Source organism: Streptomyces sp. NPDC033180 (genome assembly GCF_055577645.1).
In genome coordinates, this window is record NZ_JBVIPU010000008.1 from 268,157 (window position 1) to 283,221 (window position 15,065).

The following is a 15,065-nucleotide window of genomic DNA, read 5'->3' on the forward strand; positions in this document are numbered from 1 at the left end:
AATCCGCCGGACGATTCCCCGCCATGTAGATCCCCCGTCACGCGTGTGTCGTCGTCTATCGGTTGATGGCCTGGATTTCCTGGACGTTCATGTCCTGGGTGGTCTCGAAGGTGCCGTCGGGCAGGTCGCCCTTGGCTCCGCCTGTGCCTTCCCAGGAGATCTCCCAGGTGATGGAGGCCTTGAGCTGGTACGGCTTACCGCTCGTGGCGCGGAGGTAGGAGATGCCGCACGAAGGATCCTGCTTGGAGGCGCCCTTGGTGTACGGGGTGCCGATGGAGCCGTCCTCGTTGACCGGGCAGTCGCCCGAGGCGGGGAAGGTCTTCGCGTCCGGGGTGCCCGGTTCCAGGTGCAGGGCCACCGGCTTCGCCGTCGTCACCGCGTACAGAGGCGTGTCCGGTAGTTCAGCGCGCACGGTGACGTCCTTGAAGACAGCCTTGTCCAGCCATGCCCAAGTGGGCATGTTCACCGTGGACTTGGCCTGCGGCTTCAGCTCGATCTCGGTCTCCGGTACCCGGATCTTGTCGTAGGCGTACTCGGCGAGAGTCTCCGGGGTGGGGGCGTTCGGGTTGTTCGGGAGAGTGCCCGCGTCCTGCCAGAACATGTTGTCCGAGCAGTCCAGGATTTCGGGATCGTCGGCGCGGTCCTCGCGGGCCACCGCGCGCCAGAACATCCCCTTCTTGCCCACGTTGTAGTTCTTGGTCGGGGTGTCGGTGAAGGTCGGCTCGTTCTTGTCGAAGGCGTCGACGAGCAGGCTCTTGCCCCAGCGCCGACCGAAGTTGACGGAGAACAGGTCGTCCTCCTTCATCTTCTCTGTGGCGTTCTTGAGCTGCTCCGGCGTCGCGAGCGGCTCGTACCAGCAGGCGGGGGGCTTCCAGTTCGGGTCGATGGCGGCGAGCGCGCCCGCGGATGGCTTGGCCGTTCCGCCGCCTGTCTGTTTGACCACGATGCGGGAACGGGAGACCGCTGCTCCCAACTCCGCTCCGTCGGACGTACCTTGCGCGCTGTCGCCACCGGGCGGCTTGCCGCCCTCTCCCTGGTCTTCCCCCCAGCCGAAGGCGGCCGACGGCGTCAGCAGTGTGAGGGACAGGGACGCCGCGGCGAGCGCGACTGCGCGACGGGTCGGCTTCCTCATGTGCAGGCACCCCGCTCTGTCTGGACCATCGTGGTCTTCCATACGCCCGCCTTGGTCTTGCTCAGCTTGGTGCGGTAAAGCACGAGGGCGTCATCGGCAGGGGTGGCGGTTTCCTTGCCGGTCTTGGTGTTCTTGGTGGAACCCTTGCCCTCGTCGACGCAGTAGAACAGCGTCCCGGAGCCGTCCGGGCTGATGCGGGGCTGCGGTTGGGAGACGCGGCCCTTACCGACCAGGGTCAGGTTCTCGTCCGTGAATCCCTTGACCCATGCCGTCCCGGTACGCAGAGCGTCACTGGAGCTGTAGAAGCCGAGTGCGTCGTACTGCGGGTCCTGCTTGGTGATCGCGGCGTAGGACGCGAGGAGGCGTTCCTTGCCGTCGTCCATGATGGCCTGCAACTTCGGATCGCTGTTCTTCCAGCCTGCGAAGTCGACCTGGAAGGACTTGGGCAGCTTGATCTCCGGCCGCTCGGCCCCGTCCGCTTGCGACGGTGCGTCGGCGGAGGCCGAGGCCTTCTCGTCCCCGTCACCCGCTCCCTTGATCTTGTCGGAAGTGTCGTCGCTGCCGCCTGAACCGCATGCGGTCAGGATCAGGGCCGCTGATGCGGCCAGCGCGGTCGACACGAGCCGGATGGGGCGGTTCACTCTGGACTCCCGTTCGAGGTGGGGGGTAACGCAAGCGAACCAACGCTATCTCTGGGGCTCGTGGGGCTACCACGCGGGATTCCGTCTGCGGGTAACTGGCCGCGTCACCACGCACATGGGCCCCGCCCCCGGCGCGAAACCAGGAACGGGGCCCACATCAACGTACGGCCGAAGGCGTACTCAGAAGCGTCGCGTGATCAGTGCCCGCTTCACTTCCTGGATCGCCTTCGTGACCTCGATGCCACGCGGGCACGCGTCCGTGCAGTTGAACGTCGTGCGGCAACGCCACACGCCGTCCTTGTCGTTGAGGATCTCCAGGCGCTGCTCGCCCGCCTCGTCACGCGAATCGAAGATGAAACGGTGCGCGTTGACGATCGCGGCCGGGCCGAAGTACTGGCCGTCGTTCCAGAAGACCGGGCAGGACGACGTGCACGCGGCGCACAGGATGCACTTCGTCGTGTCGTCGAAGCGCTCGCGGTCCTCAGCGGACTGCAGACGCTCGCGCGTCGGCTCGTTGCCGCTCGTGACCAGGAACGGCATGACGTCGCGGTACGCCTGGAAGAACGGGTCCATGTCGACGACCAGGTCCTTCAGGACCGTCAGACCCTTGATGGCCTCGACCGTGATCGGCTTGGACGGGTTGATGTCCTTGATCAGGGTCTTGCAGGCCAGGCGGTTGCGGCCGTTGATGCGCATGGCATCCGAGCCGCAGATACCGTGGGCGCAGGAGCGACGGAAGGTCAGCGACCCGTCCAGCTCCCACTTGATCTTGTGGAGGGCGTCGAGGACACGCTCCTTGGGGTCGATCTCCACCTGGAAGTCCTCCCAGGTCGCGTCCGCCGAGATCTCCGGGTTGTAGCGGCGGATACGGAAGGTCGCCGTGATGTACGGGGAGTCGGCGAAGCCGGCCTCGGGCTTGGCGTCTTCCTTGTCGAGGGTCGGGGTTGCCATCAGTACTTACGCTCCATCGGCTGGTAGCGGGTCTGCACGACCGGCTTGTAGTCGAGGCGGATCGACTCGGCGCCGTCGTCGCCTACCTCGCGGTACGCCATGGTGTGGCGCATGAAGTTGACGTCGTCGCGGTTCGGGAAGTCCTCGCGGTAGTGACCGCCGCGCGACTCCTTGCGGGCCAGGGCCGACTGCGCCATGACCTCGGCCAGGTCGAGCAGGTTGCCCAGCTCGATGGCCTCAAGGAGGTCGGTGTTGAAGCGACGGCCCTTGTCCTGGATCGAGACGTTGAGGTAGCGCTCGCGGAGCTCCGCGATCTTCTCCACCGCCGTCTTGATCGTCTGCTCCGTGCGGAACACCATGACGTTGGCGTCCATGGTCTCCTGCAGCTCCTTGCGGAGCTCGGCGACCCGCTCGTTGCCCGAGGCGTCGCGCAGGCGCTCGACCTGGGCGACGACGAGCTCTTCGGCGTTCTCGGGGAGCTCCACGAAGTCGTTCTTCGCCGAGTACTCCGCCGCCGCGATGCCCGCACGACGTCCGAAGACGTTGATGTCCAGGAGCGAGTTGGTGCCCAGGCGGTTGGCGCCGTGCACCGACACGCAGGCCACCTCGCCCGCCGCGTACAGACCCGGGACGACCGTGGTGTTGTCCGCGAGGACCTCACCCTGGACGTTCGTCGGGATGCCGCCCATGGCGTAGTGCGCGGTCGGCTGGATCGGGATCGGGTCCGTGTAGGGCTCGATGCCGAGGTACGTGCGCGCGAACTCCGTGATGTCCGGGAGCTTGGCGTCCAGCTGCTCCGGCGGGAGGTGCGTGAGGTCGAGGTAGACGTGGTCGCCCTCGGGGCCGCAGCCGCGCCCCTCTCGGATCTCCGTGTAGATGGAGCGCGAGACCACGTCTCGCGACGCCAGGTCCTTCATGACCGGCGCGTACTTCTCCATGAAGCGCTCGCCGTCCTTGTTACGGAGGATGCCGCCCTCACCACGGGCGCCTTCCGTAAGGAGGATGCCCATGCGCCAGATGCCGGTCGGGTGGAACTGGAAGAACTCCATGTCCTCCAGCGGCAGGCCGCGGCGGTAGCAGGCCGCCTGGCCGTCGCCCGTCAGCGTGTGCGCGTTCGACGTCACCTTGAAGAACTTGCCGGTGCCGCCCGACGCGTAGACCACGGCCTTCGCCTGGAAGAGATGGATCTCGCCGGTGGCCAGCTCGTAGGCGACCACGCCCGCGCTCTTCTTGACGCCGTCGACCTCCACCAGGAGCTGGTCGAGGACGTAGAACTCGTTGAAGAACTCCACGCCCTCCTTGATGCAGTTCTGGTACAGCGTCTGGAGGATCATGTGGCCGGTGCGGTCGCCCGAGTAGCAGGCACGGCGGACAGGAGCCTCGCCGTGGTTGCGGGAGTGACCGCCGAAACGGCGCTGGTCGATCTCACCCTTGGGCGTACGGCCGAAGGGCAGGCCCATCTTCTCCAGGTCGAGGACCGCGTCGATGGCCTCCTTCGCCAGGATCTCGGCGGCGTCCTGGTCGACCAGGTAGTCGCCACCCTTGATCGTGTCGAAGGTGTGCCACTCCCAGTTGTCCTCCTCCACGTTGGCGAGCGCGGCGGCCATGCCGCCCTGCGCCGCGCCCGTGTGGGAGCGGGTCGGGTAGAGCTTCGTCAGGACCGCGGTCCGGCTGCGCTTCGTCGACTCGATCGCCGCGCGCATGCCCGCGCCACCGGCGCCGACGATGACAGTGTCGTACTTGTGAATCTTCACTGGGTTCGCCTCGGCTTTAGCGGATGTTCGGGTCGAAGGTGAAGATCACCAGCGTGCCCAGGAGGATGGTGAACACCGTGGCGGTGTACAGCAGGCCCTTGAGCCACAGGCGCGTGTTGGCGCGCTCCGCGTAGTCGTTGATGACCGTGCGCAGGCCGTTGGCCCCGTGCAGCATCGCGAGCCACAGCATCAGCAGATCCCAGACCTGCCAGAACGGCGAGGCCCAGCGACCGGCGACGAACGCGAAGCCGATCTTGCTCACGCCGCCGTCGAGCACCAGCTGGATCAGCAGGTGGCCGAGGACCAGGACGACAAGGACGACGCCGGACAGGCGCATGAAGAGCCATGCGGCCATCTCGAAGTTGCCGCGGGTCGAGCGCGGGGTCTTGGAGGTGCGCTTGCGCGGTGCCTCGATGAGAGGGGCCGGGTTGTCGGCGTCGTAGAGCGAGGCGCCTTCGACGGGACCCACTCCGGACACTCCGGACTTCTCGAGCGTGGTGTCGGACATGTCTGGCGTCAGCTCCCGAAGACTTCGCGGACGGCGTGGCCGAGGACCGGGTAGAGCGCCCCCACCATCAGGACGATCCAGATACCCATGACGGTCCAGAGCATCTGCTTCTGGAAGCGCGGGCCCTTCGACCAGAAGTCGACGGCGATGACACGCAGGCCGTTCAGCGCGTGGAAGAGGATGGCGGCGACCAGGCCGTACTCAAGGAGTGCGACGAGGGGCGTCTTGTAAGTGCTGACGACATCGTCGTACGCCTCCGGGGAGACGCGGACGAGAGCGGTGTCCAGCACATGCACGAACAGGAAGAAGAAGATGAGGACGCCGGTGACTCGGTGAGCCACCCAGGACCACATTCCTTCCCGGCCGCGGTACAGCGTTCCAGCCGGCACGGCAGAACCCTCCGGGAGCGGGGATTGGGGCCAGCCGGCTTGGGTGGTCGGACGGGCCCGGCCGGGTACGGTCCACCGGCCGCTCGTCATCGTATCGACGAGTTGTCGGTTCGCTCGCGCGGGGTAGCCAGGTGTGATCAAACAGGCAATCAAACAGGCACGTACGGGCTATTCAGGTCGTGCACGAGTCGGGTGAGTCGCCCGCGGGCGAGCTTCCGCATTTCCTCGGCCGCCAGGACCCGCTCCTCCTCCGGGTCGCCCGCGAGGCGGGCGCGGATTCCGGCGAGCAGATGGTCGAGGGCCTGGCTCGGTGGGACGTCGTCCAGGCAGATCACGAAGACGTGACCGAACCGGCTCTCGTACGCGGCGTGCGCGGCCCGCAGAGCGGTGTGTGCGGCGCTGTACGTGCCCTGGCGAGGGACGGCCGGACCCAGAGGTTCGCAGGCCAGGGCCTCGGCGAGGGCCTCCGGCGGCAGGTCGTACGCCGCTTCGTCGGACGCGGCGAGCAGGGCGTCCAGGTCGGGGTAGGGCCGGTGGGCGACAAGGCGGCGGGCCCAGAGGCGGCTGCCGCAGCAGGTCAGGAAGGCGGCTTCGGCCACGCCTGGCTCGGCGGAGTTCAGTTGCTCCGGGGAGCGTGTCGGCTCCGCCGGGGGACTCGGTGAACTGTGCGTGGACAGCGGGGACTCCTGGGCAGGGGGCATCGACTGGGGGCTGTGGGGGTTTTGTCGTAACGCTAGCGAGGTGTGGTGAAGCCTGTCGGGCGGATGCGTGAAATATCACCCGGATGGGAGAGTTTCGCTTCGCGTGGTGGACAGAGTGGCCGGGGGCCCCGCTTTACCGTGGGCGGATGCTGGCTCTGACTGCTGATGCCCGTGGCGCCCGCCCCGCAGGGTGGGGGGTTTGCCTGACCGCCGTCTCGCGGCGGATGACCCCACGCCCACCCGTACCCCCGGCAGTGTCCGACCGGCCCCGGGGCGGTACCCGATGATCCAGCGGCGTTTCGCTCTTGCCGCCGCGGTCCTTGTCGCCGGGGCCATCGCACTCGCCGTGGTCGTCTGGCCCGGTGGCGGGAGCGGCGGCGGGTCCGTGGCGGCCCCCTCGGCCAGCGAGTCCGCGACGCCGACCCCCTCGCCCACGAAGTCGTACCCCCTCTCCAAAGCCCCGGCCACCATCCCCGCCGTACGCGAGCACAGCGCGGCGCGCGGGCCGGGATGGAAGCCGGAGAGCGGCGGGCGCGTGGTCGTCGGTGACGACGATCTCGCGGACGAGGGCAAGCTGCTCGCCGGTGAGCTGAAACTGAAGTACGCCGGTGACGCCGACCCCCGCAAGGGTGACGTGGAGCTCGCGCTCACCGAGGACGGCTCCGAAGACGGCTCCGAGGAGCGCGACGAGTCGTACACCCTCTCCGTGAAGGGGCAGCGGGTGAAGATCACCGCTCCCGAGGAAGCGGGTGTCTTCTACGGGACCCGCACCCTGAAGCAGGAGGTACGCGGCGGCGGTACCGCGCCCGAAGGCGTCGTACGCGACCGCCCCGCCAAGCCGCAGCGCGGCTTCATGATGGACATCGCGCGCAAGCACTTCGACGCGGCGTGGATCGAGGACCGCATCCGGGAGATCGGCGACCTCAAGTACAACCAGCTCGGCCTGCACTTCTCCGACGACCAGGCCTTCCGCATCGAGTCGGACTCGCACCCCGAGATCGTCTCGCGCGACCACCTCACCAAGGCGCAGGTCCGCCGCATCCTCAAGCTCGCGGCCAGCCGCCACATCACCGTCGTGCCCGAGATCGACTCACCGGGCCACCTCGGCACGGTCATCGCCGCGCACCCCTCCCTCCAGCTCCGCGACACCCGTGGCGTCGCCGCGCGCGGCGCGGTCGACATCTCCAAGCCGCAGGCCGCGGAGATCGTCGACGACCTCCTGGAGGAGTACGCGGACCTCTTCCCGGGGCGCTACTGGCATCTCGGCGCCGACGAGTACCAGGCCCTCACGGTCAGCAACCCCGAGGCCAGCTACCCGCAACTGGCGTCCGCGGCCCGCGAGAAGTACGGGCCCGACGCCCGGGTCCAGGACCTCGCGACCGGGTGGCTCAACGACCGGGCCGAGACCATGCGTCCGTACGAACGCGGGCTCAGGGCCTGGAACGACGGGTTCTTCCGCGGCGGGGTCGAGAAGGCCGACGACGATCTCGACGTCGCGTACTGGACGGGCAAGGAGATCGGGTCGAGGGAGCCGGCCGAGTACCTGAAGGAGGGCCGGAAGGTCATCAACTACAACGACGAGTACCTCTACTACGTCCTCGGCCAGCCCAACGCCTTCCGCTATCCCACCGGGCAGCGGATCTACGAGCAGTGGACCCCGCTGGTGATCCGGGGGACGAAGCCGGTGAGCGCGGAGTACGACGACCAGATTCTCGGTGGTTCCTTCGCGGTCTGGTGCGACCTGGCGAACTCCCAGACGCAGGAGCAGGTGGCGCAGGGGATCCGGCTGCCGCTGCGGGCGACGGTCCAGAAACTGTGGGACGCGCGCAAACCGGCCATGCCCTGGGCGGAATTCGTCAAGCTGGCCGACCGGGTGGGGTAAACGGCCGGGAGGGCGGGGGACGGGTAAGGGCCGGGGCGGTCGCGAGATCCGTTTTCGGCTTTTTGGTGGCGAACTTGCTTACATCTGTGGTGTATTCGGCCCAAAGACGATCGCCATCGCAGCCGTCGAGCGCAGTTGAGCAGAGTCGAGAACACGGGGGGACGCGAGCATGGGCTACTGGGGTTATTACGTCGTGGGCAGGAGCGAGCGGCCACTCGTGGAGCTTTCGGCGGTGGCGGGGGTGCGGGACGAGCTGAGCCTGCTCGTACAGCGGGACGACGGCTGGCAGGTGTGGGAGGTGCCGGGCGGCGACGGCGCCCGCGACGTCGGCAACATGAACACCCTGGCCCTGGAGACGGGTTCGCCCGCCCTCTTCGGCTACGTCATGGACAGCGACTGCGTGGCCGTCGAGGCGGCGGCCCCCGAGAGCGGCGTATGGACGACGTGCCTGGCCCGCGAGGCGATGGCCGGGTACATCGGCGACGACGGTCTGAGCCTTGACGACTACTTCCTGGAACCGCGCGACGCCGCGGACCGGGCGGTCACGTGGGCGGCGGAGACGGGCAGGACGGTGGCGTCGGCGCCGCTGCTCGACGTGCTGAAAGCCGCGGCGGAACCGTCGGCGGAGGAGCTCTTCTTCCGCTTCCTGGACAGGCTCGGCGTCGTGCCGCAGTGACGTTCCCGGGGGCCCGCACGCAGTAGGGGACGTGCGCCGCCCACGAGGGGTCGCGCATGGTCCGCGACGGGAGGCGTACGACATGAGCGGCGCGAGTCTGGTCGAGCTGATTGCCGAGGCCGACGAGAGAGGTCTGGCGGCGAGCGGGCTCGCCTGCCTCGACCGGTGTGTGCCGCTTCTCGGCGGCGGTGACGAAGTGCTGCGCCCGCTGTGGGGGAGTCTCGCGGAGGGCGGGGCCTGGGACGTCGCGCTCGCCGAGGCGCGGGTGACGCTGGGCGGTGCGGACGTCCTGGAGGACCCCTCCGCGGACGAGGCGAGCACCCTCGCCTACCGCATGCTCGGAGCTGTGCCATCGAGGCGTTCCGCCGTCGAGCTCCGGGAGTGGGCCGACGCCTGCTCGGTCGCCGCGCTGCAGATCCACCGGCTGCTCGACGCCGCGCCGGACGGCGGCGCCAGTACGCCGGCCCTGAGCGCGCGGCGTGCGGCCCGCACGGACGGCATGACCCCGCTGGTCGCCGCCGAACTGAGGCGGCAGGTACGCATCCTGGAACTGCTCGCCCACCAGGGCGCGGGCGCCGGCGGCCTGCGGCAGGCGCTGGACGTGTCGACGGAGGGCCGACGGGTTCTGCGAGCGGTCGTGTCACGCAGGGAGCGGGGCAGCAGGGTCTGACGGAGGGCCGGCCGGCAGGAAAATCCCGAAAGCCCCGCGGAAATCGACGTGTCCGCGGAATTTCTCTGCAATGACCCGCTCCCACACCCGCACTTGCTCCCACACCCGCACTTGCTCCCACACCCGCACTTGCTCCCACACCCGCACTTGCTCCCACACCCGCACTTGCTCCCACCCCGCACCTGCTCCCGCATCAGCAGTCGCTCCCGCTTCCGGCGTTCGCGTGTGAGATGGGTCACGCTCAATCGCCGTCATGGTTGGCTGCCTGCTTCCGCTTAGTAGGAGGAGGGCGCTTCGCGTGCGCCCTTGATCACTGAGTCGAAGGGGTGGGGAGTTATGGACGGTGAGGGAAGACAGGCGCCGAGAGCGGGGGAGATGCGGGGGCGCGCGCGGGAGTTCGTGGCGCGGGTGACCGTGCGGAATCGGTTGCCGCTTGATTACTCCGTCATGAGTCTGCGCGTCGTCGACTTCCTCATCGAAGGGCTGCGCAAGGGCGGGCGCGGCCGCGATGAGGTCGCGGGGGCGCTCTTTGGACTCGGCGCCTATGTGGGGGAGGTGTTGGTGCGTCGCGCCGGTGCCGCGTGGGTCGATTTCGACGAGAGCCAGCGCCTCTACTTCGGACATTCTGTGGGTGTACGGATGCCCGACGGGAGGGTGTGGAATCCCCTGGGGAAAGTGGTCAATTGCTTCGACTGCTCCGCCGCTGATGCCGCGGAGCAGTCATTGCAGACCTTCTACCTCACCCTTCCGGGGCGCTCTCGGCCCGCGGCCTAAAGCGTCGCGCTCGCACTGAGGTTCCTTCTTGGGGGCACGGGCACGGTGAACAGTGTCAGCGGGGTTAAGAGGAGAGCGTGGGGCAGGGTGGGGAACATCGCCGCGCGGCGGCCAGCGATGAGGAGTTGACGCGGGCTCTGGGGGGTGCCAGGGACGGGGACGAGGCGGCCTTCGGGGTCGTCTATCGGTGCGTGCAGCCCGGGCTTCTCGGGTATTTGCAGGGGCTCGTACGTGAGGATGCCGAGGACGTGGCCTCTGAGGCGTGGTTGCAGATCGTCCGGGATCTGGGGCGGTTTCGCGGAGGAGGGGCCGACTTCCGCCGTTGGACCGCAACTGTGGCCCGCCACCGAGCCATTGATCACCTGCGTCGTCAGAAGAGCAGGCCGCGCGCCTCCGTGCTGGAGTGGGACGCGTTCGCACTGCCGGCAGCCGACGACACCGCCGGTGAGGTCCTTGAGTCGATGACCACCGCGCGTGTGCTGGGACTCGTGGCCCAACTACCGCCGGACCAGGGTGAGGCAGTGCTGTTGCGAGTGGTGGTGGGGCTCGATGGCCCGGCCGCCGCGCAGGTCCTCGGCAAACGGCCCGGGGCGGTGCGTTCGGCCACGTATCGCGGACTGCGCGGTCTGGCACGGCAGTTGGCACATGAGACGGAACCTGTCGCTTGTCCTCGGCGGCGCTCCGTGGGGAGCGGGTACGCCATGCGGCGGGAGAGACGGGCGGCGTGCTGAAGGGAACGCCGAGCGCCGTGCCACCCCCCTTCAGTCCTGGGGAGCGGCACGGCGCGCAGGCGTCGGTGCGTTATTACGGAGTCAGGAGTTGGCCCAAGTGGGCCGCCGTCGGCGTGCCCAGTTGCGTGCGGCCGTAGTAGACGCCGCTCGACGTCGAGACCCCGGAGGCGCCGCTGTCCAGTTGGAGGATCGTGCCGTTGCCCTCGTCCTCGCCGTCCACGCCGATCGCCAGATCCGCGCGGCCGTAGCCCGACAGGTCCGCCAGGAGCACCGACGAGCCGAGACGGTCCGCCGACTCCGTGGAGCCCGTGACGCCCTCCGTGTCCTGCGTGAACGCCTGCGCTCCCGTCCCCGTCAGGCCTGATGAGGTGCCCTTCAGGAGGAGCGACGTGCCCGCGTCCTTCTTCGCCGAACCGGACCGCGTGATGTCCTCGTTCGGGGCGCCCGTCAGGACGTCCGCGTAGCCGTCCAGGTTGAAGTCGCCCGCCGAGACCGACCAGCCCATCGCGTCGCCCGACTCCGCCGCTCCCGGGACTCCCGACGTGTCCTGGTGGATCGTCTTGAGACCTGTGGTCGTGAAGCCTGTCGACGTGCCCGGGACCACCGTCACCTGGCCGCCCGCGTGCGCGCCCGACTCCGCCGTGTACGGCTGGCCGATGACCAAGTCGTCGTAGCCGTTGCCGTTCACATCGCCGACGGCGAGGGAGCGGCCGCCCTTGACGGTGAGTGAACCGACTCTGCTCAGCCCTGACTTCGAGCCCTTGAACCACTGGACGCGGCCCGTTCCGGCCTGGTCGCGGTAGGTCAGGGCCACGTCCGCGTAGCCGTCACGGTTGAAGTCGCCGGACGCGGCGTCGGCGTACGAGATGGCCGTGTCGCCCGATGTGAGGGTGCCGCCCACCTCGGTGCCCGCCTTGAAGCGCGCAGCCCAGGTGCCGCCCGTGCCGGTGGATGCCGAGAAGACGTCCGCCTTGCCGTCCGCGTTGAAGTCGCCGACCGCCACCGCCGAGCCGAACCTGGCGCCCGGGTAGTGGAAGTCGTCCGCGAGCTGCATGTCCGTGCCGGTGGTGAAGTCCGGGCCGTAGAGCATCGTGACCGCGCCGCGGTCCTTGTTCGTGGTGTCGTCCTCGCCGGGGGCGCCGATCGCCAGGTCCGCGTGGCCGTCACCGTTGATGTCGCCCCACGCCGTGGCCGCGGCCCAGTTGTCGCCCGCCTCGGAGGCACCGGGGACGCCGGGGCTGGACTGGGTGAGCGTCTTCTTGGAGCCGGCCACCGGGCCGTCCAGACCGCCGGGGACGATCGTCAGCGTGCCGACGCCGCCGGATGCCTTCGGCGTGCCCGCGACCAGGTCCGTGATGCCGTCGCGGTTGAAGTCCGCAGTGGGGATCGCGGAGTTGCGGGCCGCGCTCGTCGCGTAGCGGCGTATCTCGCCGAGCTTGGAGTACAGGTTCTTGCCGGGGCAGGCGGTCGCGAAGCCGTCCCGGTGGCCGGAGACGGTGTTGAGGGAAGGGGTGTCGCCCTTCTTCCATACGCCCGTGTCGTCAGCCGCCGTCAGCGTGACCTTCCCGGCGGGGTTGCTCCCGTACTGGCCGAGCTTCCAGGCCGCGACGCGGGAGACCGACTCCATCGCGGCGCGGGTCGGCTTGCCCGCCGGTTTGTTCGTGGCCGGGTCGCCCTCGAAGTCGCCGAGGACCGCGATGCCCGCCGACTCGCCGTTGAAGCCGTACGTGTGCGCGCCGCGCACGGGCAGATCGGTGCCGCCGCCGCGGCCCTCGAAGATCTGGCCGCACTTGTCCACGAGGAAGTTGTAGCCGAGGTCGTTCCAGCCCTCGGTCTCCACGTGGTACGCCATGATGCCGCGGACCAGGGACGCCGACTGGGCGCAGCTGTAGTCGTTCGTGCCGACCGTGTGGTGGACGAAGACCGCCTTGACCTTGTCTATGTACTCCGGCGGGTCCTCGACCTGCGACTCGTCCGCGCCCCAGGCCGCCCTGCCGGTCATGGGCGGCTTGGTGACCGTCGACGGCGGAGCCGGCGGAACCGTGGGCTCCGGGTCGGGGGAGGCGGAGGGGGAGGCAGAGGCGGAGGGGGAGCCCGTGGGGGCGGGGGATGTGGGGGCATCCGTCGGAGCCACCGTCGGAGCCTCGGTCGGGGCTTGCGACGGTGCGGGCGAGCCCTCGCCACCGCCCGTCTCCGGGTCCGGCGGCACCGTCTCGTCGGCCGCGAACGCCACCGGAGCCATCGCCGAGCCGTCCAGCGCCGGGTTGTCCGCCTCCTTGGACGTCACGCCCGGGTCCACGAGGTTGACCTCAAGCCCCTTGGGCAGCACAGCAGTTGATGTGCCGTCGGCCGCCATCACGCGTACCTCGACGCCGTCCGACGGGCCGACCCACAGCGGCTCGGACGCGGCACGCATGCCCGCCTCGGCCTTCTCGGGCAGGTGCAGCTCCAGGTCCAGGTTCTGCCAGCCGGTCCACTCGTCGTTCTCGATGGAGCGGGTGCGGACCTGGGCCTTGCCCTCAAGTTCCCTCGTCACGCCGGTCCATGAGACGCCGAGCAGCGAGAACTGCTTCGTCGACGTGCGCGGCAGCTCCCTCTCCTTGGCTCCGTCGGCCTTGAGCGCGATGTCGTGCACGCTCACCGGGCGCTCGCCGCGGGGGTCGCCCGGCTGATCCCCGTTCGTGGAATCCGCCATCGCGTACGTGACGGCCCCCGCGCCGCCGAGCACGACGGCTCCGATCGTCAGCCACGCCCTGCGCTTGAGACTCAGTGGTCTGTACGCGTGCGTGCTTCGCGCTGCTTCGCGCGGTTTGCGCGGGCTCAAATGCCCCACCCCTTAGCGGAATTGCGGGTTGATCGGTTGGAGTAGATCGGGTTGACCAAACGAGTGCGTACGACCACCCGAGGGTTCAAACGGTTGTACGAGGTTGGGTGAAATGTGACGTGACGTATCCCGCACTCCAGGGGTGTGACAGATAGACGGAGGATTGCGCTGGGTCACCTGACAGCTGTGAACGGGGAGACGGGGACGAGGGTCTGGACGGGAACGAGGGTCTGGTCGAGCGGACGTCGGCCGCCGGCCACGCCTGCCGACGAGGTGCGGGGCGAGCGGCTCTCGCGGGAGTCCATGGAACTGCTCCGGAACGCCGAATCCCTGCGCATCGGGGTCGAGATGACCACTCCGGAGGAGCACGAGGACGTCTCGGTGCACATGGACCGGCGTAAGAACTGCACGGCGACCTTTGACTCCGGGCCCATGAAGAAGGGCGACGTGATCGTGGTCGGTGGCGGGGCGGCCGCTTGGAGCATCTGAGGCTTGGAGGCTCCGAGCTCGGTCCGTACCTGTGACATTTCTGTGGGCCCTGGCGCAGCTCAGCGTGGGGGCACGGACACGGTGAGCTGTGTCGCGTCGGTACGGATGGGAAAGCGTGGGTCGAGGAGGGGAACCCCGTCGCGCACGGGTGCGCGACGAGGAGCTGGGCGCCGCGGTCGCGCGGGCACAGGAGGGCGACGAGGCGGCCTTCGCGGTCGCCTACCGCCTGGTGCAGCCGGGGCTCGTCGGCTATCTGCGGGGTCTGGTCGGCCACGACGGTGAGACCGCGGAGGACATCGCGGCCGAGGCCTGGCTGGAGATCGCCCGTGATCTGGGGCGGTTCCGCGGCGACGGCGCGGGTTTCCGCGGCTGGACGGCGACCATCGCGCGCCACCGGGCCTTCGACCACCTGCGGCGCCAGAAGGTCAGGCCGCGCCCGTCCGCCCTCGAACAGGATGTGCTCGATCTGCCCGGACCGCACAGCACCTCGGAGCAGGCGCTCGAGTCGATCTCCACGGGGGAGGCCATCGCGCTGATCGCCGCGCTGCCGCGCGACCAGGCGGAGGCGGTGCTGCTGCGGGTCGTCGTGGGCCTGGATGCGGCGGCGGCCGCGCGGGTCCTCGGCAAGCGGCCCGGGGCGGTGCGGACTGCCGCGTATCGGGGGCTTCGGCGGCTTGCCCAGCAGTTGGGGGGTCTTCGGTGACCCGGCGGAGTGGGGTGGCCGCCGGGGAGCCCCGCCTCGCCACGCTCCTCGCGGAGGCGATTCGTGCCGATCGGGTCGACGCGGAGGCTCAGCGCCGGGCTCTCGCGGCCTTCCGCTCGGCCCGCGTGGCTGCGGGGCGGCCGCTGCGGACCCGTCCTGACGACGACTGGCGGGGCTGAGGGGGGTTGGGGGGCGGGGGGGGCTCGCGTCGCACCTCGCCTGCACGCGCGTGGTGACCGA

At 69.3% G+C, this 15,065-nt stretch carries 16 protein-coding genes; 8 read left to right on the forward strand and 8 right to left on the reverse strand.

Features of this window, described 5'->3' with window-relative positions; translation table 11 throughout:
• Positions 1-55 precede the first annotated feature (55 nt).
• The 7 genes from ACZ5WE_RS23055 to ACZ5WE_RS23085 all read right to left on the reverse strand — a co-directional run bounded on the left by ACZ5WE_RS23055 (position 56) and on the right by ACZ5WE_RS23085 (position 6,076).
• Complete coding sequence (locus tag ACZ5WE_RS23055) at positions 56-1,132, reverse strand: hypothetical protein (RefSeq protein WP_467691735.1); 1,077 nt, start codon at positions 1,130-1,132, stop codon at positions 56-58.
• Positions 1,129-1,773: a hypothetical protein gene (locus ACZ5WE_RS23060; protein WP_467691736.1), complete on the reverse strand. Its 645-nt coding sequence runs from the start codon at positions 1,771-1,773 to the stop codon at positions 1,129-1,131. The genes ACZ5WE_RS23055 and ACZ5WE_RS23060 overlap by 4 nt, the downstream gene beginning before the upstream one ends.
• Before the next feature lie 180 nt (positions 1,774-1,953).
• Entirely contained in the window at positions 1,954-2,724 is a 771-nt protein-coding gene (locus tag ACZ5WE_RS23065) for a succinate dehydrogenase iron-sulfur subunit (RefSeq protein ID WP_467691737.1), read from the reverse strand.
• Positions 2,724-4,478, reverse strand: coding sequence for a succinate dehydrogenase flavoprotein subunit (sdhA, locus tag ACZ5WE_RS23070; protein ID WP_467691739.1), 1,755 nt, complete (start codon positions 4,476-4,478; stop codon positions 2,724-2,726). Before sdhA ends, ACZ5WE_RS23065 begins: the two co-directional genes overlap by 1 nt.
• A 16-nt stretch (positions 4,479-4,494) precedes the next feature.
• Positions 4,495-4,986, reverse strand: coding sequence for a succinate dehydrogenase hydrophobic membrane anchor subunit (locus ACZ5WE_RS23075; protein WP_451207291.1), 492 nt, complete (start codon positions 4,984-4,986; stop codon positions 4,495-4,497).
• 8 nt (positions 4,987-4,994) lie between these two features.
• The gene (gene sdhC / locus ACZ5WE_RS23080) at positions 4,995-5,375 is read right to left on the reverse strand and encodes a succinate dehydrogenase, cytochrome b556 subunit (RefSeq protein WP_160506796.1); all 381 of its coding nucleotides are present in this window, start codon (positions 5,373-5,375) and stop codon (positions 4,995-4,997) included.
• A 149-nt stretch (positions 5,376-5,524) separates the two neighbouring features.
• Positions 5,525-6,076 carry a 2-oxo-4-hydroxy-4-carboxy-5-ureidoimidazoline decarboxylase gene (locus ACZ5WE_RS23085; RefSeq protein ID WP_467691742.1) on the reverse strand — a complete coding sequence of 184 codons (552 nt, stop codon included), beginning with the start codon at positions 6,074-6,076 and terminating at the stop codon, positions 5,525-5,527.
• 283 nt (positions 6,077-6,359) lie between these two features.
• Between ACZ5WE_RS23085 and ACZ5WE_RS23090 the strand changes: the two genes are divergently transcribed.
• The 5 genes from ACZ5WE_RS23090 (at position 6,360) to ACZ5WE_RS23110 (ending at position 10,809) form a co-directional block, all read left to right on the forward strand.
• Positions 6,360-7,958 (forward strand): beta-N-acetylhexosaminidase, encoded by a 1,599-nt coding sequence (locus ACZ5WE_RS23090; protein ID WP_467691744.1) that lies wholly within the window; start codon positions 6,360-6,362, stop codon positions 7,956-7,958.
• Between the two features lie 169 nt (positions 7,959-8,127).
• Positions 8,128-8,634 carry a hypothetical protein gene (locus ACZ5WE_RS23095; protein ID WP_467691746.1) on the forward strand — a complete coding sequence of 169 codons (507 nt, stop codon included), beginning with the start codon at positions 8,128-8,130 and terminating at the stop codon, positions 8,632-8,634.
• Positions 8,635-8,716: 82 nt separating this feature from the next.
• A complete protein-coding gene (locus ACZ5WE_RS23100; protein ID WP_467691748.1) occupies positions 8,717-9,304 on the forward strand; it encodes a hypothetical protein in 588 nt (195 codons plus the stop codon).
• Between the two features lie 447 nt (positions 9,305-9,751).
• Positions 9,752-10,078, forward strand: a complete 327-nt coding sequence (locus tag ACZ5WE_RS23105) for a hypothetical protein (protein WP_467691750.1) — start codon at positions 9,752-9,754, stop codon at positions 10,076-10,078.
• Positions 10,079-10,155: 77 nt separating this feature from the next.
• The gene (locus ACZ5WE_RS23110; protein ID WP_467691751.1) at positions 10,156-10,809 is read left to right on the forward strand and encodes an RNA polymerase sigma factor; all 654 of its coding nucleotides are present in this window, start codon (positions 10,156-10,158) and stop codon (positions 10,807-10,809) included.
• Positions 10,810-10,882: 73 nt separating this feature from the next.
• On the opposite strand, the gene ACZ5WE_RS23115 is transcribed toward ACZ5WE_RS23110, so the two are convergent.
• Positions 10,883-13,642, reverse strand: coding sequence for an FG-GAP-like repeat-containing protein (locus ACZ5WE_RS23115; RefSeq protein WP_467691752.1), 2,760 nt, complete (start codon positions 13,640-13,642; stop codon positions 10,883-10,885).
• A 177-nt stretch (positions 13,643-13,819) separates the two neighbouring features.
• Here ACZ5WE_RS23115 and ACZ5WE_RS23120 point away from each other — a divergent pair, with 177 nt between their 5' ends.
• The 3 genes from ACZ5WE_RS23120 (at position 13,820) to ACZ5WE_RS23130 (ending at position 15,004) form a co-directional block, all read left to right on the forward strand.
• Positions 13,820-14,122 (forward strand): hypothetical protein, encoded by a 303-nt coding sequence (locus ACZ5WE_RS23120; RefSeq protein WP_467691754.1) that lies wholly within the window; start codon positions 13,820-13,822, stop codon positions 14,120-14,122.
• A 115-nt stretch (positions 14,123-14,237) separates the two neighbouring features.
• A complete protein-coding gene (locus tag ACZ5WE_RS23125) occupies positions 14,238-14,825 on the forward strand; it encodes an RNA polymerase sigma factor (RefSeq protein ID WP_467691755.1) in 588 nt (195 codons plus the stop codon).
• Positions 14,822-15,004, forward strand: a complete 183-nt coding sequence (locus ACZ5WE_RS23130; protein WP_467691757.1) for a hypothetical protein — start codon at positions 14,822-14,824, stop codon at positions 15,002-15,004. Before ACZ5WE_RS23125 ends, ACZ5WE_RS23130 begins: the two co-directional genes overlap by 4 nt.
• The last annotated feature ends 61 nt before the right edge of the window (positions 15,005-15,065 follow it).